Source organism: Paenibacillus sp. UNC499MF, from assembly GCF_900107975.1.
Classification (GTDB): Bacteria; Bacillota; Bacilli; order Paenibacillales; family NBRC-103111; genus Paenibacillus_F.
The window spans coordinates 164,523-191,331 of the sequence record NZ_FNVF01000003.1 but is presented as its reverse complement, the minus strand read 5'-3'; the positions used below and the strand labels follow the sequence as shown (position 1 = coordinate 191,331).

Below are 26,809 nucleotides of genomic sequence, written 5' to 3'. Positions count from 1 at the left end.
ATATAACAGATGGCTGGAAAACCCGTCAAAGGAGTGGAACTGAACATGAAAGAGCCCGTTCCCGTTTCCGTTAAACCTGTGGAGGGACCCGTCTTGTTATTCATGCAGCTTATACTGGCCGGCATTTCGCTCACAAGTTTCATAATGACGGTTTACAGAGGAAATATGCAGCAAGCTTATGTATTTGGCGGTCTATTGCTGATCTGGGCCGTTTTGTTAGCCGTACAAGCGGTACGGGCTTTTCGGAAACGGTCCTTCGTCCTGTTGGAACCCCACGCGCTCGTTGCCGAAGGCCGGAGAGTGAAACCCGATGAAATCGAAGAAATTCGCAGGTGGGGGAAATTCGGCAGCGATGTGATCGGCATTAAACTCAAAGGCCGCTTCGACGTTCCCGCTCATTTGACGTTCCGCTTAAAGGATGAAGAAGGCATGGAGGCGCTGTGCAGCTGGGCGGAGGCCCGGAACATCGCGTTTATCCGCAAAAGCTTCGTAAGATGGATTTAAACCTTAATTACCGGAAGGAAGATGGAAGTGGAAAGTACTGCTGCCGGGGCGGTCAATCCGTTCATTCTGATTCAATTGCTGATGACGGCGGGATACGCGGCCCTGCTTGTACTAGGGATCATTCTCTTGATCGTGCTGATCAGGCTCGCCCTCAAAGCGAACAAAGCTTTCGATACGTACATGGCATCCAAACCGAATTCAGCGGTGCAACCGCCGGAAATAAGGGGGAACTGAATGGTCCCGCTGAAAATCAGGCTGGCGTATAACGCAATCTTTGCGGGTACGTACGGAGTCGCTTTTTATTTGTCATATCAGTACATTCTCTTCGAATCGCAGCACCCGGGTAAAACAGTCTTTTTTGTCCTGACCACTCTGGCAGCGATGAATATCCGGCTTCGTGAAAAAATTTTGTATGTTCCCCCAAAAGAATCCCGCAAAAAGATAATGTTTGTGTACGTGCTCGGCATAAGTGTGTTAACCGGTGTTTTCGCCTATTACGAAGGCTGGCAGACGGCCTTGCAGAGAGGGCCGCTGGGGTTTCTGCTCATCATGGGAGGAATGTATGCGGGCCATTTGCTGCATGAAAAGCTTATTGCCGCCCGGTTCCGAAAGGACCATATTCCTGAGGATAATTCGGTATCCTCTTAAGATTCGGCTTCCGCTTAAACCCGGGCATGCCGCCGCCGGAGCCATCCGACCTTTGGCATAGACGACCTCGGCTTCCGTCTGGCTCGTTCGGTGTAACCCCTGCTTTGTCCGAAAAGGACGGCTGCAAACAGGCAGAAGAATACGCACAAAACGGCGGCGGGTTGCAAATAGAGTGCGGGTATGCTAAGATGTCAATAATTTACTAAAGGAGTTGAAGAGGATAATGTACACTTTCTTGCGCGCGTAATGATAAAACAAAGAGCGAATTTTTCGCTTGTTTTATTTATTATCTGCAAGAAAGTTACATCTCCTTTTCAACTCAAATCGGATATTCACGTCTGACCCTGTCACGGGTTGGATTTGTTTTTTTCATATTTGAGCTGCGGGAAAGGTAACTTTCTTGCAGCTCATTTTTTTATTCCAAGGAGGAGGATTCAATCATGTCACTGATTAGAGTCTCTAACCTGACTTTCGCTTATGACGGCAGCTACGATAACATATTCGAAGAGGTAAGCTTTCAGATCGATACCGATTGGAAATTAGGTTTCACAGGAAGAAACGGCCGGGGGAAAACCACCTTTCTGAACCTGCTGCAGGGCAAGTACGAATACAGCGGTACAATTTCCGCTCAAGTCCAGTTTGAATATTTTCCTTATCCGGTGGATCACAAGGAAAATCTGACGCTGGATGTAATCCATGACATCTTTCCGGATTATGTGCATTGGGAACTATTGCGCGAATTATCCCTGCTGAAAGTGTCGGAGGATGTGCTGGACCGCCCTTTCGACTCGTTGTCGAACGGGGAACAGACGAAAGTGATGCTGGCCGCCCTGTTTCTTAAGGAGAACAGCTTTCTGCTTATTGACGAACCGACGAACCACCTGGACATGGAAGCACGCAAACTGGTCAGCAGCTATTTGAGAAGCAAAAGCGGGTACATCCTGGTGTCTCACGACAGGGCTTTCCTCGATCACTGCGTCGATCACATTTTGTCCATCAATAAAACCAACATTGAAATCCAGAAAGGGAACTTTTCGGACTGGTGGAGAAACAAAGAAATGCAGGACGAATTTGAGCTTGCGGAGAACGAAAAGCTGCGTAAAGACATCAAGCGCTTATCGGATGCGGCCAAACGGACAAGCGGCTGGTCACACGAAGTGGAGAAAACGAAAAACGGGACACGAAATTCCGGGTCCAAGGTGGATAAAGGATACGTCGGCCATAAAGCCGCCAAAATGATGAAACGCTCCAAAACCATCGAGCAAAGACAGCAGTCCGCGGTAGAGGAACGTTCTGGTCTCCTGAAAAACATCGAAAGCTCCGAGAGCTTGAAGATTTCCCAGCTCCTTTATCACAAAAATCAGCTGGCCGAGCTTGAACGCGTGTCGATTCATTACGGGGACAGGACGGTTTGCAGCGATGTCAGCTTTACGGTGGAGCAGGGAGAGCGGATTGCGCTTTCGGGTAAAAACGGCTCCGGAAAATCAAGTATTCTGAAGCTCATTCTCGGCGAAGATATGAACTATACCGGCACCTTCCGAAAGGGGAGCGGGCTAAAAATATCCTACGTATCGCAGGACACCGCCCATCTTCGCGGCAGCTTATCCGACTTCGCGCGTGATAACGGCATTGAAGAGAGCTTGTTCAAAGCGATCTTGAGAAAACTGGATTTCGCACGGGTCCAATTCGAGAAAGACATTTCGTCTTTTAGCGGAGGGCAGAAGAAGAAGGTACTGATCGCCAAAAGTCTTTGCGAGCCTGTTCACCTGCATATCTGGGATGAGCCGCTTAACTTTATCGACGTCATTTCACGGATGCAGATCGAAGAGCTGCTGCTCGAACACAAGCCGACCATTCTTTTTGTGGAGCACGATCGTGAATTTTGCGATCATATCGCGACGAAGGTAGTGGAGCTTTAACTTTTCTTTGGCATACTCAAACACCGCAGTCCTCCCGGACTGCGGTGTTTTTGTGTGCAACCTCACTTAATTGAGTTCAATTACTGTCCCATGCTCTCTTAGGTCACAGAATATTTTCCCTAACCCTGTACGCACAGTTTCTTCCACCCGCCAAAATATACTCCACACGTTCAATAAGAACATGATCGCCAAGAATAGTTTTAAATAATTGCAATTCATTTTTACATAACCCGGTACATACAGCAGCAGCTTCACAGATGGGACAATGCTTCTCAACCAACAAGAAACTGCCGTCGCCTTGTTCTTTGACCTCGGCCATATAGCCTTCGACGGTTCGAATTTCGGCCAGTTTGTCCAGCTTCTCTTTTACGCCGGATGCGCCGTCAAGGTACCGGAGGTATTGTTCTTGCATATTTTTGTTCCGCACAGCAAGCAGCTTGTCCAGCCCCTCGTTTCCGAAAGCCTCTTTCATCGAATGAATCAGACTGACGGACAATTCGGAATAGCCGCTTGGAAAAAAACGATCCGCCTCGTGAGTTAATCTCCACAGCTTTGTCGGCCGTCCCATGGGACGAGTTTCCTCCTCAAATGTAACGAATCCTTCTTCTTTCAACGCATTTAAATGTTGACGAATGGCCATTCCGGACAGCGAAAATTTGGAGGATAGTGCCGCAACATCCATTCCTCCCTGCTGCTTGAGAAGATCAATGATCGCTCTCCGTGTTTTGGTCGAGGCAGCCTTATTCATTTCGTTTCGGTTCATGACGAGCCTCCTTATTAAGCAGCCGGTTTTACATCGCTGTCTACATTTTAAATAAAAATGTTGACAAAGTCAAAGTCGGACTGTAATTTAAACTTTATCAACATAAATGTTTACTAAGTATCCGGATACGATGTATACATAAAAATTTTTCTTGGAGGTTATATTTCATGTCGTCCCATGCTCAAAGCATTTCAGAAAGCGCTCCTCAAAGTATTTTCAGCCCGCGCTATTTTGCCCTGTCCATAGGAATCATCCTGTCGGTAATGGCAGTGGGATTCGAAGGTTTGTCGGTAACGACGATTGCCCCTTCCATTGCCGGTGACTTGAACGGCCTCAGCCTGTTCGGCTGGATTTTCAGTACATACCTGCTTGCGCAGATTATCGGGACCTTGGTCGTCGGCCGGATCATTGACAGACAAGGACCTGCGGCACCGTTCACTTTCGCGCTTATTTTGTTTATCGTCGGATTGATCGCTGCCGCGACGGCAGGAGATATGTATACGATGATAGGAGCGCGGGCTATGCAGGGTTTAGGCGCCGGAGCTATGATGACCTGTGTATACACGGCCATATCGTTAAGTTATCCGGATGAATTGCGTGCCAAAATCCTCGGAGCATTCGGTACTGCCTATGTACTTCCGTCCATGCTCGGTCCATACGTGGCGGGTCTAATCGCGGATCAGTGGTCCTGGCGGTTGGTTTTCTGGGGGATACTGCCGATTCTGGCTGTTTCGGCACTGCTTAGTTTACCGGCGTTCAGGAAATTAAAGACGCAGAAGACACAAGGGGACAACGGGACTTCGGCTGCGTGGCTGGCTTTACTGTTAACGGTAGGTACGGGGATTTTCCTGGTCGGTCTAAGCATGCTGCCGGCCACGCCGGGATTTGTTTTAGTCCTTATCGGCTTGGTGCTCATGGGATATCCGCTGCGCAAGTTGCTGCCTAAAGGAACTCTTGCTTTCGGAAGAGGCATGCCGGCTATTCTGGCGACGCGGGGGCTGTTCTTCGCGGCCTACACAAGTACACAAAATTTCCTGGTACTGGCTTTAATAGATGTGAAAGGCATTACTCCTTCTCAGGCTGGATTAATCGTAGCGAGCGCTGCGCTAAGCTGGTGCCTCATTGCTTACTTACAGGGACGGTGGGATTCGGCAGACCAGGGGCGGGGACGTAATGCAAGAATTATTTTGGGTGTGCTGCTGCTTGCAATTGGAATTGCCTTAGTATTTTGGGTGCCTGTCGTGACGGTTGCCGTTGCGGTTATCGGACAAATCATAGCCGGAATCGGAATTGGATTGGCGCACCCCATTAGCGGCGTTGTGGCATTTTCCCAAACAGGGAAAGGGGATGTTGGAGAAACTTCGGCAAATCTGCAATTCGCGGATTCTTTTACACCGGGCGTTGTTATCGGGATAGGCGGCTCGATTCTCGTTGTCTGTCAAGCTGCAGGGATGTCCCTGCAATCCGGATTAATTGTGACGATGGGTTTTCATCTCTTATTAATCGCTATGAGTTTATTCGCCAGCACCCGGATCAGACCGGCTAACTAACAAACCGACAAGCCTTCCGATCTTTACAAAAAAAACGGTCCATGTTCATGTTCTTTGTGACATGGATCTGTCCATACAAACCATTTTTTAGATGTGCTCTTGTTGCGAACATACCGGCTAACCAAAAATGACGGTCAAAGGAGAAATGAACGATGATACAGGTCAGTGAAGCAGCATCGGAAAAAATTACCGAAATCTTAGCAAATGACGAGGCCCGAAATTCTTTTTTCCGAATAGGCGTCAATGAGGGGGGATGCAGTGGTTTGTCCTATACTCTTACAGTGGATGAGCAGGTGACAGAGGAGGATATCTTATTAAATAAAGGTGAATTTAGTATATTGGTTCACGCGGATAGTGTTCCCTATATTAAAGGTCTTCTCATTGATTATGAAGAAAGGGGAATGACAGGCGGTTTCACCTTGAACAATCCTAATGCAAGAGCTTCATGTGGATGTGGAGCCAGTTTCAGAATGGAAAATTACCGCGGCGAAGCTAAAAAATGTGATTAAAATTGGGGAAACGGGACGCGAAAAGCCTGATTAACTTATTGACGTATGTTCTTGTCGCAAATTCCGGACATGATTATACGTCAATAATTTTTTGCAGCGGGAAAATGTCTGTATAATAAGAAGTGAAGCTTCTATACGGGGCCAGACGGCCAATGGTTTTATCCGGTAGAGGCTATAATAAACGTGACGAAATCCTGCGAAAAAGGAAGTGATACACAGTGAATTTTGAAATGGTCATGCAGGAACTTGAAAGTCTCGGCAAGGAACGAACCAAAAAAATGTACATGTCGAACGGCGCGCACGAACCGCTCTTTGGTGTGGCTACGGGTGCAATGAAGCCCATGGCGAAGATAATTAAAAAAAATCAGCCTTTGGCAGAAGAGCTTTACAACACGGGGAATTATGATGCCATGTACTTTGCCGGCGTCATAGCGGACCCGAAAACAATGACGGATGCGGATTTTGAGCGCTGGATAGAGGCCGCGTATTTTTATATGCTGTCCGATTATGTAGTGGCCGTAACGCTGGCAGAAACAGATATCGCACAAGAAGTGGCGGATAAATGGATCGCAAGCGGTCATGAGCTGAGAATGTCGGCGGGCTGGAGCTGTTACTGCTGGCTTTTGGGGAGCCGCAAAGACAGTGAGTTTTCCGAAAGCAAGCTTGCCGATATGCTGGAAATTGTGAGAAATACGATCCATGATTCTCCCGAAAGAGCTAAGTATGCGATGAACAATTTTATTTACACAGTGGGGACATCCTATCTGCCTCTCCATGATAAGGCGGTTGATACCGCAAAGGCGGTAGGCCCTGTAGAAGTCAACACGGACAAGACAAAAGGCAAGTCTTTGCATGCTTCCGAAAATATTGAAAAGGCAGTTAGTAAAGGCCGGCTTGGTTTCAAACGTAAATATGTCAGGTGTTAAAAATTTCTTTTTTTGCAGGAATGCCTGGTTCAACTGACGCATACGAGTATGGTCCGAAAGTCTCCTTCTATAAAAGGGGGCTTTTTTTCTGCAGCCAAATCCCGTATATTTTTCAAAAGGAGTAAAGGAGCTGCCCGTATGAATATAGAGCTGCGCGAACTGAATGTGGAGGAAGGCTCGGACATCTTTGAAATGACGCGTGAGATCGGACTGGGTGCGAACGGATTTGTAAACAGCTTTTACAGCGAAACCCTGGACGAGTTTCATAACATTCTGGTTAAAAATTATAATATGGCCCGGGCCAGGCAGCTGCCGGAAGGGCTTGTCCCTCAAACGGTATACTGGCTTTATGCGGACGGCAGGCCCGTCGGCTACGGGAAAATGCGCCATGCCCTGAACGGACCGTTGAAAAAGCGGGGCGGCCACATCGGCTATGTCATCCGCCCGGCGGAACGGGGCAAAGGCTATGCCAAGCCGCTGCTGCAGCTTCTGCTCCGGGAAGCGGCCGTCAAAGGCATAGGCGAAGCGCTGCTGACCGTCAATGAAGATAACGTGCCGTCGCGCCGCGTGATTGAAAGCTGCGGAGGCGTTCTGCAGGACAATATCGACGGCATCTGCCGGTACCACGTTCCCACCGGGCGGGTGCTCGGATCGACCGGCACATAGATCATTTACCGGGGCGGAGACCGGGCCGGCCGCCTGTGCGGATAAGCCGCTGCCGCTCCCGCCATGTTTCCGCCCATGCAAAGACCCTTCAGCCGGAAGAACCGGATGGAGGGTCTTTGCGTTACTTCGCCTTCGCGAACCTGCCCGGCACGTCGGCGGAGGCGGTCCGGCTCGCCGTGCTTTCGTTGTGCAGCCGGTCGAGCGCGGTCACGACGTAATGCAGGGGCTTCCCGGTCGGAGCGGCGCGGTCGGTGAACGTCCCGGCCCCGCTTCCGCCGCTGCGGACGGTGCCGATCAGGCGCGCGGCGTCCGGGCCGCTTCCCTCGGCACGGTAGACGGCGTAGTACGCGGGGCTCCCGCCGCCTTCGCGCCAGTCGAGCCGCACGCCGTCCGTCGTGCTCTCGGCGGAGAGCGCCTCCGGCGGCTGAGGCGCCGTGCTTCCCAGCCACGGCATGGGCGGCACCAGCGCCGGGCTGGCGTACAGTTCCGTGTTCAGCCGGTCGCGGAATCCGAGGGGATTGCGCCGGATATCCTTGAGGCTGAACAGAATGCTGCCGCTGATTTTGCCGGCGCTGCGGGCGTTGAACTTGAGCTGGTCCGGCAGCTCGTCGGGGTTTTGCCAGCCCGGAGGGTCCTGCTGGCCGATTTTGAAGGGCGCATGCCCGATGTACAGCTGGACGGGTTTGCCCTCGGTTTCTTTGATCCACCAGTCCGCCAGCTTATCGTAGGCCGCCGGTTTGAAGCCGAAGTTCCAGTACAGCTGCGGTGCGATATAATCGACCCAGCCGGCATTGATCCACGCCCTTGTGTCCGCAAAAAGCGTGTCGTAATTCGTGGTGCCCGCCGTCGTCTCCGATCCGGTCGGGTCCATATTCTGGTTGCGCCATACGCCGAACGGGGAAATACCGAATTTGACGTAAGGCTTTTCCTTTTTGATAGCGGTGTGAATGGCCTCCACAAGCCGGTTGACGTTGTCCCTGCGCCAATTGGGCTTGGAACCGAACTCCGGTTGACCATATTTCCGGTAAGCGGCATCGTCGGGAAAATCTTTGCCTTTCTCGGGATACGGATAAAAATAATCGTCGAGATGAACGGCGTCGATATCATACTTCCGGACGACCTCGGCGATGCCGGCCGCGACAAAATCCCTGACCTCCGGTATGCCGGGATTATAATACCGGGTACCCGCATAAGACGCCACCCAGTCGGGATGCTTCAGAGCCGGATGATCGGCGGCAAGCTTCGCGGTGTCTTTGGTTTTGCCGATGCGGTACGGATTGAACCAGGCGTGGAATTCCAGGTTGCGCTTGTGCGCTTCCTCCACCATAAAAGCGAGCGGGTCATATCCCGGAGACTGGCCCTGCCTGCCGGTCAGGACATCGGACCAGGGGCCGTACTCCGAAGGATAGAGAGAATCGGCGTTGGGCTTGACCTGTACGATGACGGCGTTCATGCCCACATTTTTGGCTTCGTCCAGCATGGCGGTGAACTCCTGCTGCTGTTTGGCGGCGGACAGTCCCTGGCTCGACGGCCAGTCGATGTTCCAGGCCGTGGCGATCCAGACGGCCCGGAGCTGCCGGGGGGCGGATAACGCCTGGTTTGACGCCTGCGTAACCGAAGCGGCTGCGGAGCCCGCGGCAGCGCCGGGCGATTGGGCAAGAAGCGATTTCCGCCCCGTCAGAGAGCCGGTCAAAATCACGAGCAAGGCGGCTGTAAAGGCGAGTGCGGCCAGTGCGGCGATGTGCTTTTTGTTCATGAGTAAAGAAATCCTCCTTGCAGATGATAGTTCATTCTATGAGGGGAAAACCGACTCTATGACGAAAAAAAGCCGAAGAGAGAGCTGCTAGAGTGTTCACAAAGCTGCAATAAGCGGTGTGATTGTAATCACCGGGGAAAGGGGTGTGATTTTTTATACTGTAAACAAGAACGAAGACGAAGGGAAGATTAATCATGTTGAAACCCGAAACGATCGCCATCATCAAATCCACCGTACCGGTGCTTGAAGTGCACGGCAAAGCCATTACGACCCGTTTTTACGAAAAGTTGTTCAAAAGCCACCCGGAGCTGCTGAATTTGTTCAACCACGGCAACCAGAAGCAGGGGCGGCAGCAGACGGCTCTGGCCAACGCGGTCTATGCGGCTGCCGTTCATATCGACCGGCTGCATGAGATTATGCCGGCCGTCAAGGTAATCGCTCATAAGCACGTAAGTCTGGGCGTGACCCCGGACCAATATCCGATCGTCGGAGAGAATCTGCTCAGCGCGATCTCCGAGGTGCTGGGCGATGCGGCGACGCCGGAAATTCTCGGCGCCTGGGAAGAGGCTTACTCCGTAATTGCGGGGGCTTTTATCGGCGTAGAAACGGAAATGACGGATGAGGCGCTTCATCAGCCGGGAGGCTGGGCGGGATTCCGCAAGTTTACGGTGAGCCGGAAAATGGCGGAAAGCGGCAACATCACGTCATTCTATCTCGTTCCGGAGGACGGGGGACCCCTGGCGTCTTTCGAGCCGGGGCAGTACGTGACTGTGCAGATGAAGATCCCCGGACGCGAGCATCTCGTGAACCGGCAGTACAGCTTGTCGGACCGCCCCGGACAGCCGTATTACCGGATCTCGGTGAAGAAGGAAACGGGCACGGACACCCGCGAGCCGGGCGTGGCATCGGCTTATCTGCACGAAGCCGTGCAGGAAGGGGACACGCTGCTGCTCTCCGTACCCGCCGGGGCATTCACGCTGGACCGTTCCGCAGATACGCCGGTCGTGCTCTTGTCCGCGGGAGTCGGCTTGACTCCGCTGACGAGCATGCTGAGAACGATCCGGGCCGAGCAGCCCGCGCGGCCGGTTACGTTCATCCACACGGCGGCCTGCGGCAAACTGCACGCCATGAAGGATATGCTCCAGGAAGAGGGGGTAACCGCGGCGGCGGAAAATGGTCTGCGCACGCATATTTGTTATACGCAGCCGGCGGATGAAGACAGATCCGAAGGCGCCTTTCATACGGAAGGACGGCTGACGGCAGAGAAGCTGAAGGAAATTACGGCGGAAGCAGGAGCTAAGGCCGACTATTATATTTGCGGCCCCGTATCGTTTATGCGCGACATGATCGGGTACTTGCGGGAGCTGGGCGTTCCGGCGGAATCTCTCCACTATGAATTTTTCGGTCCGTCGCTTAACCTGTAAAAAAGAAAACGGGTCCGCCTCCGTGGCGGACCCGTTCTTTTGCGCTCAGCGCCCCTTCCGCAGAAGCCGGTTGACCGTTTCGCGCCGCAGGCCGACGAGCTGCCCGATCTCTTCCTGGGTCAGCACGTCGCCAAGCGGAACGTCCCCGACGTACCGGGCGAACCATTGCCCGAGCAGCTCGATTTTGCGGGCGGGAGTGAGCGCGGTAAGCTGGTCGATGCGCTGCTGCATCGCTCTCAGCTTGTCCTGCAGCACAAGAGCGGCGTCCCGGTAGCGCAGGGGGTTCTCCTGAAGCTCCGCGTACCACTGCGCGGCCGGAATAACCTCTACTTCGCTTGTGATCAGGGCAATCGCGGTCCCGTGGTATTCTTTGGGCGTGAGCAGGGAATGGTGGGGGATCAGCTCCCCGGGGTTCAGAATATTGAACAGAAACTGTTCCCCGTTCTCCTGAAGGCGCACGACCTTGAACAGGCCGCTCCGGATGCGGAACAAGGGTCCTTGTTCCCCCTGGCGGAACAGCACTTCGCCTTTATGCAGAATCATCCGGACCCCCGCCTTTCTTTTTTGTTCATAGAAATGTAGAAAGAATGTACCGTTTCCGCCTTGTTTCCGGTTATAATCGAGAAAGGATCTTTACAGGATACCGGAAAACCAATCTTATCGAGGTGAAAAACGTCGTGGCAACAACTTCTTTGGATGCGTTAACAACCGGCATGTTCGTAACGAGCCTGCTGCTGATCCTTTTTATCGGGTCGATGGTCAGCATGAGCATCATGCGGTTTTTTCAGAAAAAGAAAGTCCAGGGAGCCGTCTACCTCGTAGTCGGTCTGGCGGCCCTCGTTACGTTTATCGTCATGGCTTCGGGATGGAGCTCGTGACCGCGCGGCTTCGTGTCAAAAAATTCGCCTGCCCGTCTTCCCGGAAGGAAGCTCGGACAGGCGTTTTTTTTATGCCGGAAAAAGTATGCGGGGGCAGCCGGGTAAACCGGATTGCTCCAAAGCTTCCGTTACTTGCTCATCACCTGCAAAACTTCGTACAGGAGAAAGAGAAGAGCGATGACATACAGGGTGACGGAAACCTGACGGCCCTTGCCCGCCGCAAGCTTCACGACCGGGTAAGCGATAAAGCCGAACGCGATTCCGTCGACGATGCTGTATGTCAGCGGGATCAGCGCGATCACGAGAAAAGCGGGAAACGCTTCGCTGAAATCCTCGAAAGGGATCGCTTTGATGCTGCCGAGCATAAGCGAGCCGAGGATAATCAGCACGGGTGCGATCGCGCTGTCCGGAATCGCCTGGAGCAGCGGCACCGCAAAGTAGGAGCCGAGAAACAGCACGCCCGTGAACAGGGCGGTCAGACCCGTGCGTCCGCCGGAAGCGATGCCGGCGGAGCCTTCGACCGCGGATACGGTCGGACTCGAGCCGAGCAGTCCGGCGGCCGCGTTCGACAAGGCAGCGGCCTGGAAGGCGCGCCGGTAGGTGTCCGGGCGCCCGAAGCTGGCCGTCTGGCTGTGGATCAGGCCCAGGTTCTCGAAGACGATGACCATCGCCATCGAGAAGGCCGCGATCCAGAACGGCACCGTCCAGAGGCTCCCGAAGGAAAGCGCGCCGAAGACGGCGGCGGCATCGCGAAGTCCGAACCCGGGTCCTCCGGCAGCCGGGTTTACGAGGCCGAGCAGCCAGGCGACGGCGGTTCCGAAGACGATGGCGATGAGGAAGCTGCCGTTCACGCCGCGGACGTACAGTACGGTCATGAGTGCGAGCGTAAGCAGGGTGACGACCGCTTCGGGACTGCCGAGATCGCCCAGCGCGATATACGTCGAGGCGCTCGGCACGACGATGCCGCTTTTTTGCAGGCCGATAAACGTCAGAAACAGCCCGATACCGACCCCGATGGCTTCTTTCAGCGTATGCGGAACCGATTGCGAGATCCGTCCGGCCAGCCCCGTAAAGGCGACCAGACAGAAGAGAAGTCCCGAGACAAAGACGGCCGCAAGCGCTTCCTGCCAAGACAGCCCCATTGTATGCACGACGGTGTACGTGAACAGGGCGTTGATTCCCATGCCCGGTACGACAACGAGCGGCGTGTTGCTCCACCAGCCGGTCAGCCAGCAGCCGACGAACGAAGTGGCAATGGTGGCGATCATTCCCGCCTGAACGGGGATACCGGCATCCGCCAGAATCGCGGAATTGACAATAATAATATAGACGCTGGTCACGAAAGACACCAATCCGGCCAAAAGCTCGCGGCGCACAGTCGTTCCGTGGGCCTCAAGCCCGAACCGGCGATCGAGAAAACGTACCAACATTCATCCTTCTTTCTGAAATATCCCTCGGCCCACCCTCGAAACGACGTGGATGTACATCCGTATCCGTTTCGCTTGAATCATTATAACCAGAAACCCCCAAGGAAGCTACCGTTATTGCGTTAGTATGGCGGCTTTCTACCCAAAGTATAGGCAGACGGGGGACCCATACTTCTCAAATCGGGGCGGAGCCGAACGGACAGGTACAGATAGGCATTCTTTTTAGCAAAAAATGCGTGAGGAACGACGGTTGTAGTAGCGTTGCCGGAGTCTCGGCCCGTTTCAAGTCTCCGTGTCATTACCGGTTGAAAAATAGTAACGGATAAAATCACGGAATTTTTGAGCGGCTTTGGATAAATAGCGTTTCTCATGCCAGGCCAGCTGATAAGAGCTCGAACAGGCCGGTTCCGAAATCGGAATCCGGACCATAAGCGCCGTCGGCGGCTCTTCACTGCGGTTGCAGGCTCCGACGAACGCGACGCCGAGTCCCGCACGGACGAGTGCGGCTTTGGCCGACGGTTCGTTTACTTCACAGACGAAATCGGGCGTCATGCCCGCCTGCCGGAACAGCGCGTCGTCTCTTTGACGGAAGACGTGCTCTTTTTTGTACCCGATAAAAGGCTCCCCGGCCGCTTCGCGCAAAGCAATGCTCGTGCGGTCCGCGAATCGGTGCCCGGGAGGCACGGCCAAAAAAACTTCTTCGCTGAGGACAGGCTCCTCGACGATTCCGGGCCGGGCGACCGGATAAGCGGTGAAGCAGAAATCGGCTTCACCCTTTTCGAGCATACCGGCCAAATCCTCCGTCGGCACCTGCGTGAGCCGGAGCCGGATATCGGGATACCGGGCGAGGAATTCGCCCAAAGGACCCGACAGCCGGTTAAGGACCGGCGAAGCGATGGAAATGCTGCCCTGCTCCATGCCGGCCAGATCGGCGACTTCCTTGCGGCCTTCTTCCAGCGCGGTGAGGGCGACCTCCGCTTTGTTCAGGAAGGCTCTCCCGAACGCATTGAGGGTGATTTTCCGCCCTTGGCGGTCAAAGAGAGGAACGCCCAGATCGTTCTCAAGACGGGCAATCGTTTTGCTGAGCGCCGGCTGGGCGATGTGAAGCTCTTCGGCGGCTTTGGTCATATGCTGCAGCCTGGCGACTGTACGGAAATACTGGAGCTGCAAAATTTCCATGTGCCCTCCTCTTATATACCTGAAGGAATGAGTGATATGCGGCAAGAAGTAGTTTTTATTATCAGGCTTCCATTATAAAATGCGGATAAGGGAGCAGGCAACCGTGAAGAAGATGTGCGACCGGCTGCGTACAAGTGCAGCATGTGAAGCAAGCGCGGCAAATGCAACAAATGCAGCAAGTGCAGCATAAGCAGCTCGTGGAGCCGCATAAAAGAGGAGGAAACAAGGAAGAAAGTTATGGGGTTTACCGAGTTTGGCCCGCCGGACGTTCTTGGAACCGCTGGAAATCGCAGCGCCGCAGGCAAGCGCGGGAGAAGTGAGAGTGCGCGTCAAGGCGGCGGGCGGTCGGCGGAACGACTGGCCGAGCCGGTTGAGCTGTATACCCGGGGACAGCTCGCCATCCACGTGGGGCCAACGTTCCCTCTGAGCCGGGCGGCCTAAGCGCACACGGAAATGGAAACCGGTCACGGCCGCGGAAAATCGTGCTGGTCGTGGAAGATTGAAGCCTCTTCGGGGAACGGAGAAAAGCCTGTTGATTTATTCAACAGGCTTTTTCGGTGCCGAAGATGACAACTCGGGTTGTGGTCGACCGACTCCTTCACGCCGCGAACTACCCTCGCCGGGAGCCTCACTCGGTATAAAAACCGGCGGGAATATTTCCTGAAGCGGCCGTTTGTTAAATTTCTCCTTCGAGCTGCTCTTTCAACCGGATAATCTGTCCCAGATGATGTTCCAGATGTTCTTCGTAATCCTCAATAAGCCAGCGGAGCGTGACCGGCTCGTTCTCTCCGATTTTACAGAGCAGTTTCTCTTGCTCCGGAGTAACGGACGCGATAGCCCGTGCAGCCTGGCGGTTCAGGCTTCCCCACAAGGCGATAATTTCCTCCGAAGGCGCATCCCGGTAATTCTGTGCGGCTACCCAGAAATCCTGTAGGTAAGGCTGGAACACGGCTGGCTGGGCGGCATACCGGCTTACGATAAAACGGGGCAGATTATTGAGAGCCGAATCGCAGAGATGTCCGAGAATTTCGTTAACGGACCATTTATCCGGTCCCGGACGTCTGGTAAGCAGCGAATTTTCCGCCGTCTCCAATAGCGATGCGATCTCATAAGTCCTGTCATGTATTCTTGCCGCGATTTCTTTCATGGGAATACCTCCATTTGTTGTAAGTTGTTTATTCAAGTGTACAATCAAAAACGGTATCGGAAAATCCGAAAGTTTTGATGGAATCAATCGGAAATACCGATTATTATCCCGTTATATTTTTGCGCATCAAAAAAAACTCTGTCCCTTTGGGACAGAGCCTGATGCCGGCCGAGCCGTAAATCCGGTTCAGTTCAAGTTGATCCAGACGCTTTTGACTTCACAGTAATTGTTCAGCGCGTAAGACCCCATTTCGCGTCCGAGGCCGGACTGCTTGTAACCGCCGAACGGAGAAGCCGCGTCGAATACGTTGTAGCAGTTGACCCACACGGTTCCGGCGCGCAGCTTGCTCGCGATATAGTGGGCGTTTTTGACGTTTTCGGTCCACAGTCCGGCAGCCAGTCCGTAATCCGTATCGTTGGCCCGGGCGATCACATCGTCCAGATCTTCGAAAGGCAGAGCCGTCACCACCGGCCCGAATATCTCTTCCTTGGCGATGGTCATGCTGTCCTGGATACCGGCAAAAACGGTCGGCGCCACGAAATAGCCTTCCTCGAACGGGTTCGTTCCTCCAGTCAGCAGTTCGGCGCCTTCCTCCAGACCGCGCTCGATATAGCCGAGCACCCGGTTCTGCTGCTCCTCGGATACGAGCGGCCCGATTTGGGTGTCGGGGCTAAGCCCCGCGCCCTGCTTGAGCTTGCGGGAATACAGCACTAGGTCGGCGACGACGTTGTCGAACATCTTCTTCTGGATGAACAGGCGGGAGCCCGCGCAGCAGACCTGCCCCTGATTGAACATAATCCCCGAAAGCGCCCCCGGAATGGCCCGGGACAAATCGGCATCGGGAAGGATGATGTTCGGGGATTTTCCGCCCAGCTCCAGCGTGACCCTCTTCAAGCGGTCCGCGGCCTGCCGCATGATGGAGCGGCCGACTTCCGTGGAGCCGGTGAAGGCGATCTTGTCAACCTGCGGGTGGTTGACGAGCGCCTGTCCCGCCGTCTCCCCGTAGCCCGGCACGATGTTGACCACGCCCGGAGGGAAGCCAGCTTCCTGGATCAGCCCGGCGAGATAGAGGGCCGAGAGCGGCGTCTGCTCGGCCGGCTTGAGCACGACGGTGCAGCCGGAAGCCAGCGCGGCGCCAAGCTTCCACATCGCCATGAGCAGGGGGAAGTTCCACGGGATAATCTGCCCGACTACTCCGACCGGCTCATGACGCGTGTAGTTGAAATACCCGCCGCTGACGGGGATCGTCTGACCGACGATTTTCGTGGACCAGCCGGCAAAGTAGCGCAGGTGCTCGACGGCCAGCGGCAGATCGGCGGCGCGCGTTTCCGCGATCGGCTTGCCGTTGTCGAGCGTCTCAAGCTGGGCCAGCTCTTCGAGGTTGTCTTCGACGAGATCGGCCAGCCGGTAAATGAGCCGGCTCCGTTCCGCGGCGCTGGCGGCGGACCAGGGGCCTTCGTCGAAAGCGCGCCTGGCGGCTTTTACCGCCAGATCGATATCTTCTTCGGTCGCCTCGCTTACGACCGCCAAAATATCGCCCGTTGCCGGGTTCGGGGTCGTGAACGTGCGCCCGTAAACGGAATCGACGAATTCCCCGTCGATGAAAAGCCGCTTCGTTCCGTTCAGAAATCTTTGGATTTTGGGTCGGACCGTCAGGGTCAGTTCGTTCATTTCACACTGCCTCCTTAGGAAAGGTATCATGCTCGGCTCAGCTCTCATAGCTTGTCATCCGTGATATTGTATCTATATCAAACTAGCGCGGAAAATATGACTGGAGGCTTGCAAAGTTTCCGGGTCTATCCCGCCGAGCGGCGAACATGATAAAATAGGGGGACTCCCGTAACAAGGAAGGGAAGGCATCCGGCCTCACAGGCTGACGTGCAAAAGATTTGCCGGGGAAAGGGAGGTTGGGATCATGCTGCTCAGCCGGGATCAGAAGGAGCTTATTTTGGCGGTGTTGAAGAAGGAAAACAAACGGATGCTTTCGGGCCATAAAGGGCCGATGCTTAAAAAAACCATCGCCGATTTCGAGCAGGCGCTCCGCAATGAAGCGGTTAACGAGAAGCGTTAAGCCGCGAAAATTACCGCGCTACATACAAAAAAGATCCCGAAAGGGATCTTTTTCGCGGGGCCGTATGTAAGAGGCCTTGATCGATTTGTTCGTGACAGAATATTCGTGACTGGATTAGTAGAGAGACAAAGCCAGCGTATCGCTTTCGCGGCGGGAATGCAGAATCGCTTCCGTTCCCTCGATTTCGATGGAGATAAGGTTCTCCAGACACGTCTTTACAGCGCGTTTTCCGTTGTTCCATTTCGCTTCCAAAGCAATTTTCAGTAAGCTTAACGCTTTTTTGCTCGCTTCTGTATAAAAGACGGGTATTTTTTGATTGTTAAATACGATTATGGTTTTCATGTGATTTCTACCTCCTGTAAGATAGATCAATCTTTGAAAATAGTATAGATTACGAATATTAAAGGAAACTTAAAAAAACGATAGATTTTTCAATTTTTTTTTGGAAACGATCAACCTCCGCCACAGAATGTTTGAAATTTAAGGGGAAAAGCGTTTGTTTTCATAAATTTAAAGTCAAAAATCAGGAGCTTGCAGGCTAATCTGCAAAGATCCACTTACTACTAAACGGTTTTTCATAATATGAAACGAAATATGTTTCAGAAAAGTTTTGCTTAATGTTCAATTCCATGGAGGCTTTAAAAAATGAGAACACCTATATTTTACGGTTCCGTTCATGTTTTTCTGTCCCGCAATGGGGAAACGCTTCTATTAAAGAGAAAAAATACGGGATTCGCGGACGGCCAGTGGAGTGTCGTGGCCGGTAGAATCGACGGCGGAGAAGAAGTGAAAGCGGCCGCCGTGCGGGAAGCAAAGGAAGAGGCGGGAATTGACATCCGGCCCGAGGATCTCGAAATCATCGGTATTATGCACCGCAAAAACACGAATTCCGAGTGGATCGACTTTTTCCTGAGGGCGCGCAGCTGGCAGGGCGAGATCGGCAACATGGAGCCCCATAAGTGCGAAGAGCTCCGCTGGTTTCCGGAAGAGAGGCTTCCCGCCGAGATGGTGCCCTATGTGCGCGAGGCGCTTTTGAAGCGGCAGGAGAGCCTCTGGTTCGAGAGCTACGGCTGGGCGGCCGAGGCTCGTTCAGGGATGATTTAAGAATTTAGCTTACCTGTGAATAAAAAAGACAAGGTCATGGAATTCTCTGACCTTGTCTTTTTTGCGATCTTCAGGAGGTAACTTCCATCTCGGTCACTGCCGGTATGGCGGAAGCGCCCGAATTCCGGCGGCGTGTCAACATATAAACGGCGTACACGAGAAGGAACAGGACCATCACACCGGCGGCATAGCGGTACATCACCGCATAGCTGGTGCCGGAGGCGACGAGGCCGAGCAGCATGGAGCCGACAGCGACTCCGAAATCAATGGAGTTGTAGAACAGGCTGTTCGTCGTGCCGTGCTGCTCCGGCGGCGTTTCGCGGAGCATCCAGGCCTGTGTCGTCGGCTGAAGAGCGCCGAAGCCGAGACCGTAAAGCAGGGCCGAGACGATCAGCACCGGCATCGTTGTCGCAACGGACAGAACGAGCAGGCTCGCGATCAGAATGAGCGCGCCGGGAATGAGAATCGCGGCATGGCCCTTGCTGTCGAACAGGCGGCCGGAGATCGGACGGACAACGAGAACGGTGATCGCGTTGAAGAGGAAGAACAGCCCGATCTGCTCGAGATGCACTTCTTTGCCGTACAACGCGATGAAGCTGAGCAGACCGCCGTACGTCACCGACAGCAGCGCATTGAGCAGAGCCGGCAGCAGCAGCTTCTTGTTGAAGCGGCTGCGCTTCACGGCTCCGCCGGCAGAGCCGTGCGCCTGACCGTCCGCAGCCATACCGGCAGGCGAAACGGCAGCGGCAGCCGGCTGGGGCGGGATGCTTCGCGATCCGAGCAGCAGCGGCACGATCAGGGCGGCGGCGGCCGTGCCCATGGCGGTCAGCGGAGCGAAGCCGTAGCTGCCGATCATGGCGAGGCCGATGGTCGGCCCAACGGACATCGCCAGGCTGCTCGACAGCCCGAAGTACCCGACCCCTTCGCCGATTCGGCGGCGGGGGATGATCTGGGAGACCAGCGTCGGCATGACCGTGCTGGCCATCCCGAAGCCGATGCCGAAGCAGACGCGCAGCGCCAGCAGCATGCCCATGGAGCCGGCAAACGAATAAGCCGCCGTCGATACGGCGGCGAAAGCCACTCCGCAGAACAGCAGCGTGTTGCGGTGCACCCGGCGCATAAGGGCGGCCGTTACGAACCGGGTAATAATGGCCGAGATGGCGAAGAGGCTGGTTAAGAGACTTAAGGTGAAATCGCCCGAATGAAACCGGTCCTTCGCATAGGTGGGGAAGGGAGACAGCAGCATTTGCAGGCAGAGAAACAGAAGAAAATAACAAAACGTAAGCATAATAAACGATTTCGTCCAGAGCGGTTCGCTTTTCCCCGCATCCGGATGGTGAAGCAGTTCCAGCTTTTCTGGATGTTTAGACATGATGCAGACACTCCTATTCGCTTTCTGATGTCAAAGTAAGGTTGCCGATAATCCCGTGCAAAAAAGAAATGAGCTGGTCGTACTGCTCCTGGGACAAACCCGCGGCGGCATCCCGTATGGTCTGCTGCTCAAGGTGCTTTGTTTCCTCGATCAGGGAACGGCCTTTGTCCGTACTGTAAATATGAAAAGAACGCCGGTCGCCCTGCCCGACCTGCTTCCTTATAAATTGCTTTGCCTCCAGCGAGTCCAGAATGCGTGTCGTCGTCGGCTTGTCTTTGCCCGCCCTGGCGGCAATATCCTTCTGGATGAGGCCGTCATGTTCATAGACCCGGTACAGCACCGACCATTGTTCGGGCGTGATGTCGTACTCTTTCAGCCGCTGCGACAGCACATTGGAAATTTTCCGGTAAGCCACGCCGAGCAAAAAGCCCAAGGAATCGTTCAATCCGTTCGTGTACAAGATGGGTTCCGTTGTCATCTGATCCCTCCGCGCTAAATGATTGTCTTAACAACTATATGTTAAACAACTATTACTTGTCAATGGAAAACAGGAAGCATAAATCCCAAAGACCTGAAAGACTCGAAAGAGATCTGAAACACCTGAAAGACCCGAAACCGCCGAAAACCAGCTTCGTCTTGTTGCACCGTATCCGCGTTTGCTATAATCAGGAAAACATGCAGAGTAAAAAGGGAGAGTGCTTGGAAGTGACTGTTCTGTTGTTGTTCGGTCTGGTTCTTGTCCTGATCCAAATCATTCTTGTTCGAAGGATTACGTTCCGTCCGATCCCGTGGTTTACGAGAATGGCCGCTTCGGCCAGACTGGAATCCCCTTACGCGTACGGAGGCTTTTTATTTATCTTGAACATGGTTATTTTCCTTGTCATTACGGCGCTTGTGGTGTTCACCATGATGATGAATGTCGCGTTATCGCTGTTTTTGTTTGCGGGTGTCGGCGTGTTAATCAGCTTTTTGATCTGGATTCAAATGAGCATCTCGCGAGGGGGCTCAAAGAAAGAGAAGCGCATCATCGGCGGGATCGGAAGCGCATTTTATTGGGTGCTCAGCGTCTATCTTCTTCTGCAAATCTTCCTGCTGCCGCCTTCTACTGCGGAGGAAGATCCTTTCATACAGTTTGTCGGTCTCCTGATGGGCATCGTTATTTCCCTGACCGCGGCCGTTTCCTGCTGGGTGACCGTTTACTTGGCCAAAGGAAAACCGGCTGACCCAATCGCCAGATAACGGTCTATAGTAAAGTCAGAGCCTCATTAAAAATAAGCACAAAAACCATTAACTATCCGTTACCGATCCACGACCCATACAATGGACCTGTCTTGCAAACGAAACCTGCAAAGCACACGGTACCTGCGAAAACACCGAAACCTGCAATAGAGACCTAACCTGTAAAATACCGTAACCTACCAAACAAAACACACGGAATCTACAACATAACGGAAGCTCATAACATCACCAAACCTGCAAAAGAAACGAAGCCTGCGAAAAACACCAAACCCGCTCAGCGGCCGTCTGCAACTATGCAGGCGGTTGTTTTTTTGCTGCGGACCGGCGCGCCAATCGCTAACAGCACCGTAACATGGCGGACGGAAGCGGCCATTCTCCGGGAATGGGGTGCTTACAGAAGGGCAAGGTCTCATTCAGCATACAAAGATTGCCGCAGGGGAACTCTTCTTAAAAGACAGGTATGACTCATTTACAAAGGAGAGACTTCCGTGGAAAAGAAACAGACGGCCGGTGAAAACGAAAAAAAGCTGAAATGGTGGCAGCTCTCCCTGCTGGGCGTCGCTTTTACGATCGGAACCGGCTATTTCCTCGGCTCCAGCCTGGCAATTACGATCGGCGGCCCCGCCGTGCTGATTTCGTTCGTGATGGCCGCCTTCGGAACTTACATGGTATTCGACGTCCTGGCAAGAATGACCGCCGCAGACCCTATCAAGGGCTCTTTTCGTTCTTATGCCAAAAAAGCATACGGCCGCTGGGCCGGCTTTAGCAGCGGGTGGGTGTACTGGAGTTCGGAGCTTCTCATCATGGGCAGCCAGTTGACGGCGTTGTCCCTGTTTTCGCGTTTCTGGTTTCCGTCCGTTCCCATGTGGGTGTTTGCGACCGGATATGGCATTCTCGGGCTTGGTATTATCCTGCTGGGCACAAAAGGTTTCGAACGGATGGAAAATTTGTTTGCCGTGATCAAAATTTCCGCCATCGTCATGTTTCTCGTTATTGCGGCGCTGGCCCTGTTTGGCGTCATCCGCGGAAGCCGGGCTCCGAGTTTTCCCGCAGAAGCTTCGACACTGTTTCCCGCGGGGGCGACGGGCCTCTGGTCTTCGCTTATTTTCGCTTTCTACGCATTCGGCGGCATCGAAATCATGGGCCTCATGGCCCTCAGGCTGCAGAAGCCGGAAGAAGCGCCAAAGGCGGGGAAAATCATGCTGCTCCTGCTCGCCGTCGTGTATGTGTTGTCGATCGGACTGGCGGTCACGCTGCTCCCCTGGAGCGTTTTCCATACGAAAGAAAGCCCGTTTGTGCTGGCGCTGAGCCATTACCGGCTGCCGTTTATCCCGCACGTGTTTAACGGGGTGCTGATTATCGCCGGATTTTCCACCATGGTGGCTTCGCTTTTCGCGGTAACCACCATGCTGGTGACATTAGCGGAAGATAAGGATGCCCCGAAGCTTTTCGCCCGCCGCTGGAAAAAAAATCTCCCGATCCCGGCGCTCGGCCTGACAGCCTGCGGGATGGCGGCTTCGATCGTGCTGGCCCTGCTCATGCCCGAGGGCGTATACGAATACATTACTACCGCGGCCGGACTGCTGCTTATCTACAACTGGCTGTTTATACTGATAACGGCGGGAAAACTGCTCCGCTTGAAGGCGCTGGGACAAACGAAGCGGTTTGCGGGCATCGCGCTTATTTTGCTTGCCGTCAGCGGAACGCTGGCGCATCAAGGCAGCCGCCCGGGCTTTTATGTCAGCTTGGGCTTTATCGGCGCCATCGGGCTTGTAACCTGGATCATGATCCGCAAATGGAACAAAGCCGGAGACAATACAGGGGGGCAGGTGCAAGCGGAAACGGCCCCGGGTTCCGGGGAGGAATGGGTGTTTACACCCGCCCTTTCTATCCGTGAGAAAGCGGATGTGTTTTTTCGGAAAAAGTCGAAATGAACGAAAGCGGCGGATAAACGCGAATCTCTCGACTGGGTCTTTTAAGTTATGCTAAGGGTCCAGGTAAGAGGCCATAAGAAGCAGGCGTGAAATAAAAGTTTATAAATCATGTTTAGATTGAAAAAATATTTCTGCCCCTCTATAATGAAGCCAACCGGAACCCGTGCGCCTGTTCCACATATTGTCCGGAGGCACGGAGACGACAATTGGGAGGGGTATATATGATACTCGGCAAAAAGGAAGAGGAAGTAACCGCTATCGGGCTGATGTCCGGCACTTCGCTCGACGGAATCGATGCCGCGGTTGTGCGGATAAAGGGAAGCGGAACGGAGACCCGGATGGAACTGCTGCATTTCTACAGCAGACCTTACGACGATGCGCTCCGGGAAAAGCTGAAGGATCTTTGCTCCGTCGCCCGCTCGGACGTCGCGCTCGTCTGCGGGATGAACGTCTTCCTCGCCGAGCGGATGGCGGAAGCCGCGCTGGAGGCGGTGCGCGAAGCGGGTCTGCCGATGGACCGCATCGGGTTTATCGCCTCCCACGGGCAGACGGTCTGGCATATCCCCGAGCAGGACGCGGGGGATCCGTACCTCGTCCGCTCGACGCTCCAGCTCGGCGACCTGTCCGTCCTCGCCAAGCGGACGGGTGTCCCCGTCGTCGGCGACTTCCGGCCGGCCGATATGGCGGTCGGCGGACAGGGCGCGCCGCTGGTTCCTTATGGCGATCTCATCCTGTTCCGCCATGAAACGAAAGGCCGCCTGCTCCAAAACATAGGCGGCATCGGCAACTGCACGGTCCTGCCCCCTCAGGCGGGGCCGTCCGACGTGTTCGCTTTCGACACGGGGCCGGGCAACATGGTGATCGACCAGGTGGTCTATCAGCTGTCGGGCGGCCGGCATTCCTATGACGAAAGCGGTTCGTGGGCGGCGCAGGGACGTGCGGATGAAGGGCTTGTCGCAGACGCCATGACACATCCGTACTTCTCGTTGAAGCCGCCCAAATCAACCGGCCGCGAAGTGTTCGGCAAAGCGTACGCGGCCGATTTTGTCGCGCGGGCGAAGGCCCTCGGACTGGCGGACGCGGACATCGTGGCGACGGCCACGGCGTTCACGGCCTCCACGATTGCCGAAGGCTGCCGGCGGTTCGTGTTCCCGCGGTGCCGCGTGGACGAGGTCATCGTCTCCGGCGGGGGCGCTCACAACCGGACGCTGCTGTCGATGCTGGCGGAGCTTCTGCCGGACCAGCAGGTGCTGACCTCGGGCGCGCTCGGTGTGCACGATGACGCCAAGGAGGCCATCATCTTCGCACTGCTCGGCAACGACTTCCTGCGCGGCATTCCCAACAATCTCCCATCGGCAACGGGGGCATCGCGGCCGACTGTGATGGGGAAGCTTGCGCTTCCGTAAATATCCCGCTGTTACTCTGCTGCCGCAAACGGGGCGCTTCGCCGCAGCAGATCTGCAAAGGTTGTTATAAAAACGAATACTGACGGATGGAGGCACGGCTGATTATGGCGGTGTCTCTTAGTGTTTGCGCAAGTGGACTTTTTCCTTATCTTCTTCCCCAACCTCATAGGGAGGTAGTAACTTCCCCATGATAGGGGGATAAAGTTTTTTTTGCATAAAATGAACTTTTGTAACCTCTGGGATCTCTTATCTATGAAAGGGGAGAGAACATGAAAGTAAGCCATCTTGTCAAACAAGCAAAAAAAGACAACAAAGAGGCTTTATTGCAACTAATCATGGCCGATCAGGACGCTTATTATCGTCTTGCCTATGCCTATATGGGGAACGAGCATGATGCGATGGATGCCATGGAAGACATGATTGTCACGCTGTACGAAAAGATTGATCAATTGCAAAAAAGCGAAGCATTCTACAGCTGGAGCAAAACCATTCTCGTCAATCGGTGCAAAACATTACTTCGTAAAAAGGGGCGATTTTCCCCGCTGGAAGACGAGCAAGAAGAAGCCCTTGCTGCATTCACTGACGATAATCCGTATCACCATACTGAGTCGGAACTGGATATGCATACGCTGCTATCCCATCTGAATGCCCCGCAACGGGAAGCGATCGAACTTCGCTATGTTCATGATTTTCCGTATCAGACGATTGCGGACATGACCGGTGTGCCTCTAGGAACCGTCAAATCAAGAATCTCGCAAGGACTACACAAACTAAAAGCTATGATCGGAGGTAATCGTTATGAAAACGATCGAGGAGAAATTACAGGAGTATAAAAGGGTCCAGGCTCCCTCAGAACTTGAAGGAAGGCTTCGGGATGCACTTCAGCGTATTCCCGCCAAAAAAAGAAACATGAATAAAGCGGCGGCATGGGTTGCATCAGCTGTTGCAGCGCTCATTATGATTGTTGGTTTATATGAATACCCTGCCTTCGCTTATTACGGAAGTAAGCTGTTTAATGGAGCCAATTTGAACTCTCTTAGTTTTTCTGAATTAACAGAGCAAGGATACGGGCAGCAGGTAAACAAAAGCACAGCGTTTAAAGACGGAACGGTCTTTACCATTAATGGCGTTATCGCCGACGATAATGTATTTACCTTGTACTACACCATCGATCGACCTGCAGGAACCGAATATACCGACGAAGATTTCATCCGCTACCAATTCGGTAATTTGAAAGGGTTCTTGACTGATTCCAAATCGCGAGGAGGAAGCGGCAATCCTGGCAAAGACAAATCTCAGTTTGTTGGAGTACACCAGTTCGAGCCTGTTAGTCCATTCTCCAGAACATTAACCTTGACATTAAATGAGCGGCTGGATAATGGGGAACGAGTATCCTATCCCATCTCCTTCGACTTTGATGCAAATAAGGCGATGAAGAGTATAATCAAAGAGGACCTTTCTGAAACCATTCCTGTTGATCAGGGGAAGATTCACTATGACTCCATTACAGCTTCGCCGTCTTCAACCATCGTGAAAGGGCATTATGAATTAGAGGGACCTCCGAGATTTTCAGACGAAACAAAGCTCTATGTGAATGGAACAGAAGTGAAAAGCTTAGGAATGAAGGCGACTAGTCCTGAATTTGAACTTAAATTCGATGTGCTTCCAACAGACAAGATTCAGTCCATTGAACTTGTGCTGGAAAATTTCACAGGAATACAGAAAATAGAAAAACCCATCTCTCTTGCCTCGCCATCAGATCTTTCGATCAACGTGGGTCATGAAAAGTTATGGATTCGAAACGTGACAAAAACCGATACAGGCTATGATATCGTAATCGCAAGAAACCAATTTGTTTTCTTGGAAAAGGACAATATATCCATCCAAGCTGGCGGCAGCGTTGTTCCCGTATCAGAGATTTCCTCCTCACGCCCTTGGGATCTGAAGAACGGTAACATTATGTGGGAGCAGACGTATTCTTTTAACACCAAGGACATACCGGAATTCCTGCTGCTGGACGAATTACAATATATTAAAACCTATAATAAGAAAATTTCGATTCCTGTAGAAAGCAAAAAATAAACCATGCGCTTGTTGTAATAGCTCGTCAAACTATGTCAAACAACAAAAAAAGACAGTGCTCAAGGACAGTTGAAAATGCCTTTATTAAGATGATTCCTGTATTGGACGGGAATCATCTTTTTTCGGTTCCATTGGGGAGGGGCCGATGCTCTTGTGTATCCTCAGCCATACGTTTATAGGGAGCGTGTTTGCGAGGGGCTATTTTTCACCCACACGTACGACATGAAGGCTTGTGGATGGCCCTTAGCGTTCTTCTTCAATACATGTATTTGGCTTATGTTCTCGCCTCCATCACTGACTCTAGT

Annotated in this window: 27 protein-coding genes and 1 pseudogene; 18 read left to right on the top strand and 10 right to left on the bottom strand. The window is 53.4% G+C overall.

Annotated elements, in window-relative coordinates; translation table 11 throughout:
- The first annotated feature begins 45 nt into the window (after positions 1-45).
- From C4S74_RS08940 to C4S74_RS08920, 5 genes and pseudogenes are all read left to right on the top strand, one after another.
- Positions 46-504, top strand: a complete 459-nt coding sequence (locus C4S74_RS08940; protein ID WP_103994993.1) for a hypothetical protein — start codon at positions 46-48, stop codon at positions 502-504.
- Positions 505-531: 27 nt separating this feature from the next.
- Positions 532-738 (top strand): hypothetical protein, encoded by a 207-nt coding sequence (locus C4S74_RS08935; RefSeq protein ID WP_374755399.1) that lies wholly within the window; start codon positions 532-534, stop codon positions 736-738.
- Entirely contained in the window at positions 739-1,152 is a 414-nt protein-coding gene (locus C4S74_RS08930) for a hypothetical protein (RefSeq protein WP_103994991.1), read from the top strand.
- A gap of 27 nt (positions 1,153-1,179) precedes the next feature.
- Positions 1,180-1,248 (top strand): annotated as a pseudogene (locus C4S74_RS08925) (formylglycine-generating enzyme family protein); the annotation flags it as partial.
- A 344-nt stretch (positions 1,249-1,592) separates the two neighbouring features.
- Positions 1,593-3,071 (top strand): Lsa family ABC-F type ribosomal protection protein, encoded by a 1,479-nt coding sequence (locus C4S74_RS08920; RefSeq protein ID WP_103994990.1) that lies wholly within the window; start codon positions 1,593-1,595, stop codon positions 3,069-3,071.
- A gap of 103 nt (positions 3,072-3,174) precedes the next feature.
- Here the strand turns inward: C4S74_RS08920 and C4S74_RS08915 are convergent, their stop codons facing one another.
- Positions 3,175-3,834, bottom strand: coding sequence for a metalloregulator ArsR/SmtB family transcription factor (locus C4S74_RS08915; protein ID WP_103994989.1), 660 nt, complete (start codon positions 3,832-3,834; stop codon positions 3,175-3,177).
- Between the two features lie 167 nt (positions 3,835-4,001).
- Here C4S74_RS08915 and C4S74_RS08910 point away from each other — a divergent pair, with 167 nt between their 5' ends.
- The 4 genes from C4S74_RS08910 (at position 4,002) to C4S74_RS08895 (ending at position 7,485) form a co-directional block, all read left to right on the top strand.
- Positions 4,002-5,384 carry an MFS transporter gene (locus tag C4S74_RS08910; protein ID WP_103994988.1) on the top strand — a complete coding sequence of 461 codons (1,383 nt, stop codon included), beginning with the start codon at positions 4,002-4,004 and terminating at the stop codon, positions 5,382-5,384.
- Positions 5,385-5,536: 152 nt separating this feature from the next.
- The gene (locus C4S74_RS08905; RefSeq protein ID WP_103994987.1) at positions 5,537-5,893 is read left to right on the top strand and encodes an iron-sulfur cluster assembly accessory protein; all 357 of its coding nucleotides are present in this window, start codon (positions 5,537-5,539) and stop codon (positions 5,891-5,893) included.
- Positions 5,894-6,111: 218 nt separating this feature from the next.
- Positions 6,112-6,819: a DNA alkylation repair protein gene (locus tag C4S74_RS08900; RefSeq protein WP_103994986.1), complete on the top strand. Its 708-nt coding sequence runs from the start codon at positions 6,112-6,114 to the stop codon at positions 6,817-6,819.
- A gap of 138 nt (positions 6,820-6,957) precedes the next feature.
- Positions 6,958-7,485, top strand: a complete 528-nt coding sequence (locus C4S74_RS08895; protein WP_103994985.1) for a GNAT family N-acetyltransferase — start codon at positions 6,958-6,960, stop codon at positions 7,483-7,485.
- Between the two features lie 121 nt (positions 7,486-7,606).
- Here the strand turns inward: C4S74_RS08895 and C4S74_RS08890 are convergent, their stop codons facing one another.
- Positions 7,607-9,241: a glycoside hydrolase family 10 protein gene (locus C4S74_RS08890; RefSeq protein ID WP_103994984.1), complete on the bottom strand. Its 1,635-nt coding sequence runs from the start codon at positions 9,239-9,241 to the stop codon at positions 7,607-7,609.
- 194 nt (positions 9,242-9,435) lie between these two features.
- On the opposite strand from C4S74_RS08890, the gene hmpA reads away from it, so the two are divergent.
- Entirely contained in the window at positions 9,436-10,665 is a 1,230-nt protein-coding gene (gene hmpA / locus C4S74_RS08885) for an NO-inducible flavohemoprotein (RefSeq protein ID WP_103994983.1), read from the top strand.
- 45 nt (positions 10,666-10,710) lie between these two features.
- On the opposite strand, the gene C4S74_RS08880 is transcribed toward hmpA, so the two are convergent.
- Entirely contained in the window at positions 10,711-11,208 is a 498-nt protein-coding gene (locus C4S74_RS08880) for a Crp/Fnr family transcriptional regulator (RefSeq protein WP_103994982.1), read from the bottom strand.
- A gap of 134 nt (positions 11,209-11,342) precedes the next feature.
- Between C4S74_RS08880 and C4S74_RS08875 the strand changes: the two genes are divergently transcribed.
- Positions 11,343-11,543 carry a hypothetical protein gene (locus C4S74_RS08875; RefSeq protein WP_103995322.1) on the top strand — a complete coding sequence of 67 codons (201 nt, stop codon included), beginning with the start codon at positions 11,343-11,345 and terminating at the stop codon, positions 11,541-11,543.
- Positions 11,544-11,671: 128 nt separating this feature from the next.
- On the opposite strand, the gene C4S74_RS08870 is transcribed toward C4S74_RS08875, so the two are convergent.
- From C4S74_RS08870 to C4S74_RS08850, 4 genes are all read right to left on the bottom strand, one after another.
- Positions 11,672-12,970: an NCS2 family permease gene (locus tag C4S74_RS08870; RefSeq protein WP_146065490.1), complete on the bottom strand. Its 1,299-nt coding sequence runs from the start codon at positions 12,968-12,970 to the stop codon at positions 11,672-11,674.
- Positions 12,971-13,252: 282 nt separating this feature from the next.
- Positions 13,253-14,149: a LysR family transcriptional regulator gene (locus C4S74_RS08865; protein WP_103994980.1), complete on the bottom strand. Its 897-nt coding sequence runs from the start codon at positions 14,147-14,149 to the stop codon at positions 13,253-13,255.
- Positions 14,150-14,825: 676 nt separating this feature from the next.
- A complete protein-coding gene (locus C4S74_RS08855) occupies positions 14,826-15,296 on the bottom strand; it encodes a DinB family protein (protein ID WP_103994979.1) in 471 nt (156 codons plus the stop codon).
- Between the two features lie 186 nt (positions 15,297-15,482).
- Positions 15,483-16,967, bottom strand: a complete 1,485-nt coding sequence (locus C4S74_RS08850; protein ID WP_103994978.1) for an aldehyde dehydrogenase family protein — start codon at positions 16,965-16,967, stop codon at positions 15,483-15,485.
- Positions 16,968-17,211: 244 nt separating this feature from the next.
- Here C4S74_RS08850 and C4S74_RS26470 point away from each other — a divergent pair, with 244 nt between their 5' ends.
- Entirely contained in the window at positions 17,212-17,367 is a 156-nt protein-coding gene (locus tag C4S74_RS26470; protein WP_181024366.1) for a hypothetical protein, read from the top strand.
- A gap of 114 nt (positions 17,368-17,481) precedes the next feature.
- On the opposite strand, the gene C4S74_RS08845 is transcribed toward C4S74_RS26470, so the two are convergent.
- Complete coding sequence (locus C4S74_RS08845; protein ID WP_009675610.1) at positions 17,482-17,709, bottom strand: hypothetical protein; 228 nt, start codon at positions 17,707-17,709, stop codon at positions 17,482-17,484.
- A 303-nt stretch (positions 17,710-18,012) separates the two neighbouring features.
- On the opposite strand from C4S74_RS08845, the gene C4S74_RS08840 reads away from it, so the two are divergent.
- The gene (locus C4S74_RS08840) at positions 18,013-18,471 is read left to right on the top strand and encodes an NUDIX domain-containing protein (RefSeq protein ID WP_103994977.1); all 459 of its coding nucleotides are present in this window, start codon (positions 18,013-18,015) and stop codon (positions 18,469-18,471) included.
- Positions 18,472-18,541: 70 nt separating this feature from the next.
- On the opposite strand, the gene C4S74_RS08835 is transcribed toward C4S74_RS08840, so the two are convergent.
- Positions 18,542-19,843, bottom strand: coding sequence for an MFS transporter (locus C4S74_RS08835; protein ID WP_103994976.1), 1,302 nt, complete (start codon positions 19,841-19,843; stop codon positions 18,542-18,544).
- 13 nt (positions 19,844-19,856) lie between these two features.
- Positions 19,857-20,321, bottom strand: a complete 465-nt coding sequence (locus C4S74_RS08830) for a MarR family winged helix-turn-helix transcriptional regulator (RefSeq protein WP_103994975.1) — start codon at positions 20,319-20,321, stop codon at positions 19,857-19,859.
- A gap of 227 nt (positions 20,322-20,548) precedes the next feature.
- Here C4S74_RS08830 and C4S74_RS08825 point away from each other — a divergent pair, with 227 nt between their 5' ends.
- The 5 genes from C4S74_RS08825 (at position 20,549) to C4S74_RS08805 (ending at position 26,504) form a co-directional block, all read left to right on the top strand.
- On the top strand, positions 20,549-21,082 hold the full coding sequence (locus C4S74_RS08825; protein WP_258042440.1) for a hypothetical protein: 534 nt from the start codon (positions 20,549-20,551) through the stop codon (positions 21,080-21,082).
- A 488-nt stretch (positions 21,083-21,570) separates the two neighbouring features.
- Positions 21,571-23,016, top strand: coding sequence for an amino acid permease (locus tag C4S74_RS08820; RefSeq protein WP_103994974.1), 1,446 nt, complete (start codon positions 21,571-21,573; stop codon positions 23,014-23,016).
- Positions 23,017-23,237: 221 nt separating this feature from the next.
- Entirely contained in the window at positions 23,238-24,422 is a 1,185-nt protein-coding gene (locus C4S74_RS08815) for an anhydro-N-acetylmuramic acid kinase (protein ID WP_103994973.1), read from the top strand.
- A 269-nt stretch (positions 24,423-24,691) separates the two neighbouring features.
- Positions 24,692-25,255 (top strand): RNA polymerase sigma factor, encoded by a 564-nt coding sequence (locus C4S74_RS08810; protein ID WP_103994972.1) that lies wholly within the window; start codon positions 24,692-24,694, stop codon positions 25,253-25,255.
- Entirely contained in the window at positions 25,221-26,504 is a 1,284-nt protein-coding gene (locus C4S74_RS08805; RefSeq protein ID WP_103994971.1) for a DUF4179 domain-containing protein, read from the top strand. The genes C4S74_RS08810 and C4S74_RS08805 overlap by 35 nt, the downstream gene beginning before the upstream one ends.
- Positions 26,505-26,809: the final 305 nt, after the last annotated feature.

What these genes read in the sequence shown, in the direction of transcription:
- C4S74_RS08940 (WP_103994993.1), top strand. Translation starts at nt 46, where the DNA reads ATGAAAGAGCCCGTTCCCGTTTCCGTTAAACCTGTGGAGGGACCCGTC.
- C4S74_RS08930 (WP_103994991.1), top strand. Translation starts at nt 739, where the DNA reads ATGGTCCCGCTGAAAATCAGGCTGGCGTATAACGCAATCTTTGCGGGT.
- C4S74_RS08920 (WP_103994990.1), top strand. Translation starts at nt 1,593, where the DNA reads ATGTCACTGATTAGAGTCTCTAACCTGACTTTCGCTTATGACGGCAGC.
- C4S74_RS08915 (WP_103994989.1), bottom strand. Translation starts at nt 3,834, where the DNA reads ATGAACCGAAACGAAATGAATAAGGCTGCCTCGACCAAAACACGGAGA.
- C4S74_RS08910 (WP_103994988.1), top strand. Translation starts at nt 4,002, where the DNA reads ATGTCGTCCCATGCTCAAAGCATTTCAGAAAGCGCTCCTCAAAGTATT.
- C4S74_RS08905 (WP_103994987.1), top strand. Translation starts at nt 5,537, where the DNA reads ATGATACAGGTCAGTGAAGCAGCATCGGAAAAAATTACCGAAATCTTA.
- C4S74_RS08895 (WP_103994985.1), top strand. Translation starts at nt 6,958, where the DNA reads ATGAATATAGAGCTGCGCGAACTGAATGTGGAGGAAGGCTCGGACATC.
- C4S74_RS08890 (WP_103994984.1), bottom strand. Translation starts at nt 9,241, where the DNA reads ATGAACAAAAAGCACATCGCCGCACTGGCCGCACTCGCCTTTACAGCC.
- hmpA (WP_103994983.1), top strand. Translation starts at nt 9,436, where the DNA reads ATGTTGAAACCCGAAACGATCGCCATCATCAAATCCACCGTACCGGTG.
- C4S74_RS08880 (WP_103994982.1), bottom strand. Translation starts at nt 11,208, where the DNA reads ATGATTCTGCATAAAGGCGAAGTGCTGTTCCGCCAGGGGGAACAAGGA.
- C4S74_RS08865 (WP_103994980.1), bottom strand. Translation starts at nt 14,149, where the DNA reads ATGGAAATTTTGCAGCTCCAGTATTTCCGTACAGTCGCCAGGCTGCAG.
- C4S74_RS08855 (WP_103994979.1), bottom strand. Translation starts at nt 15,296, where the DNA reads ATGAAAGAAATCGCGGCAAGAATACATGACAGGACTTATGAGATCGCA.
- C4S74_RS08850 (WP_103994978.1), bottom strand. Translation starts at nt 16,967, where the DNA reads ATGAACGAACTGACCCTGACGGTCCGACCCAAAATCCAAAGATTTCTG.
- C4S74_RS26470 (WP_181024366.1), top strand. Translation starts at nt 17,212, where the DNA reads ATGCTGCTCAGCCGGGATCAGAAGGAGCTTATTTTGGCGGTGTTGAAG.
- C4S74_RS08845 (WP_009675610.1), bottom strand. Translation starts at nt 17,709, where the DNA reads ATGAAAACCATAATCGTATTTAACAATCAAAAAATACCCGTCTTTTAT.
- C4S74_RS08840 (WP_103994977.1), top strand. Translation starts at nt 18,013, where the DNA reads ATGAGAACACCTATATTTTACGGTTCCGTTCATGTTTTTCTGTCCCGC.
- C4S74_RS08835 (WP_103994976.1), bottom strand. Translation starts at nt 19,843, where the DNA reads ATGTCTAAACATCCAGAAAAGCTGGAACTGCTTCACCATCCGGATGCG.
- C4S74_RS08830 (WP_103994975.1), bottom strand. Translation starts at nt 20,321, where the DNA reads ATGACAACGGAACCCATCTTGTACACGAACGGATTGAACGATTCCTTG.
- C4S74_RS08815 (WP_103994973.1), top strand. Translation starts at nt 23,238, where the DNA reads ATGATACTCGGCAAAAAGGAAGAGGAAGTAACCGCTATCGGGCTGATG.
- C4S74_RS08810 (WP_103994972.1), top strand. Translation starts at nt 24,692, where the DNA reads ATGAAAGTAAGCCATCTTGTCAAACAAGCAAAAAAAGACAACAAAGAG.
- C4S74_RS08805 (WP_103994971.1), top strand. Translation starts at nt 25,221, where the DNA reads ATGAAAACGATCGAGGAGAAATTACAGGAGTATAAAAGGGTCCAGGCT.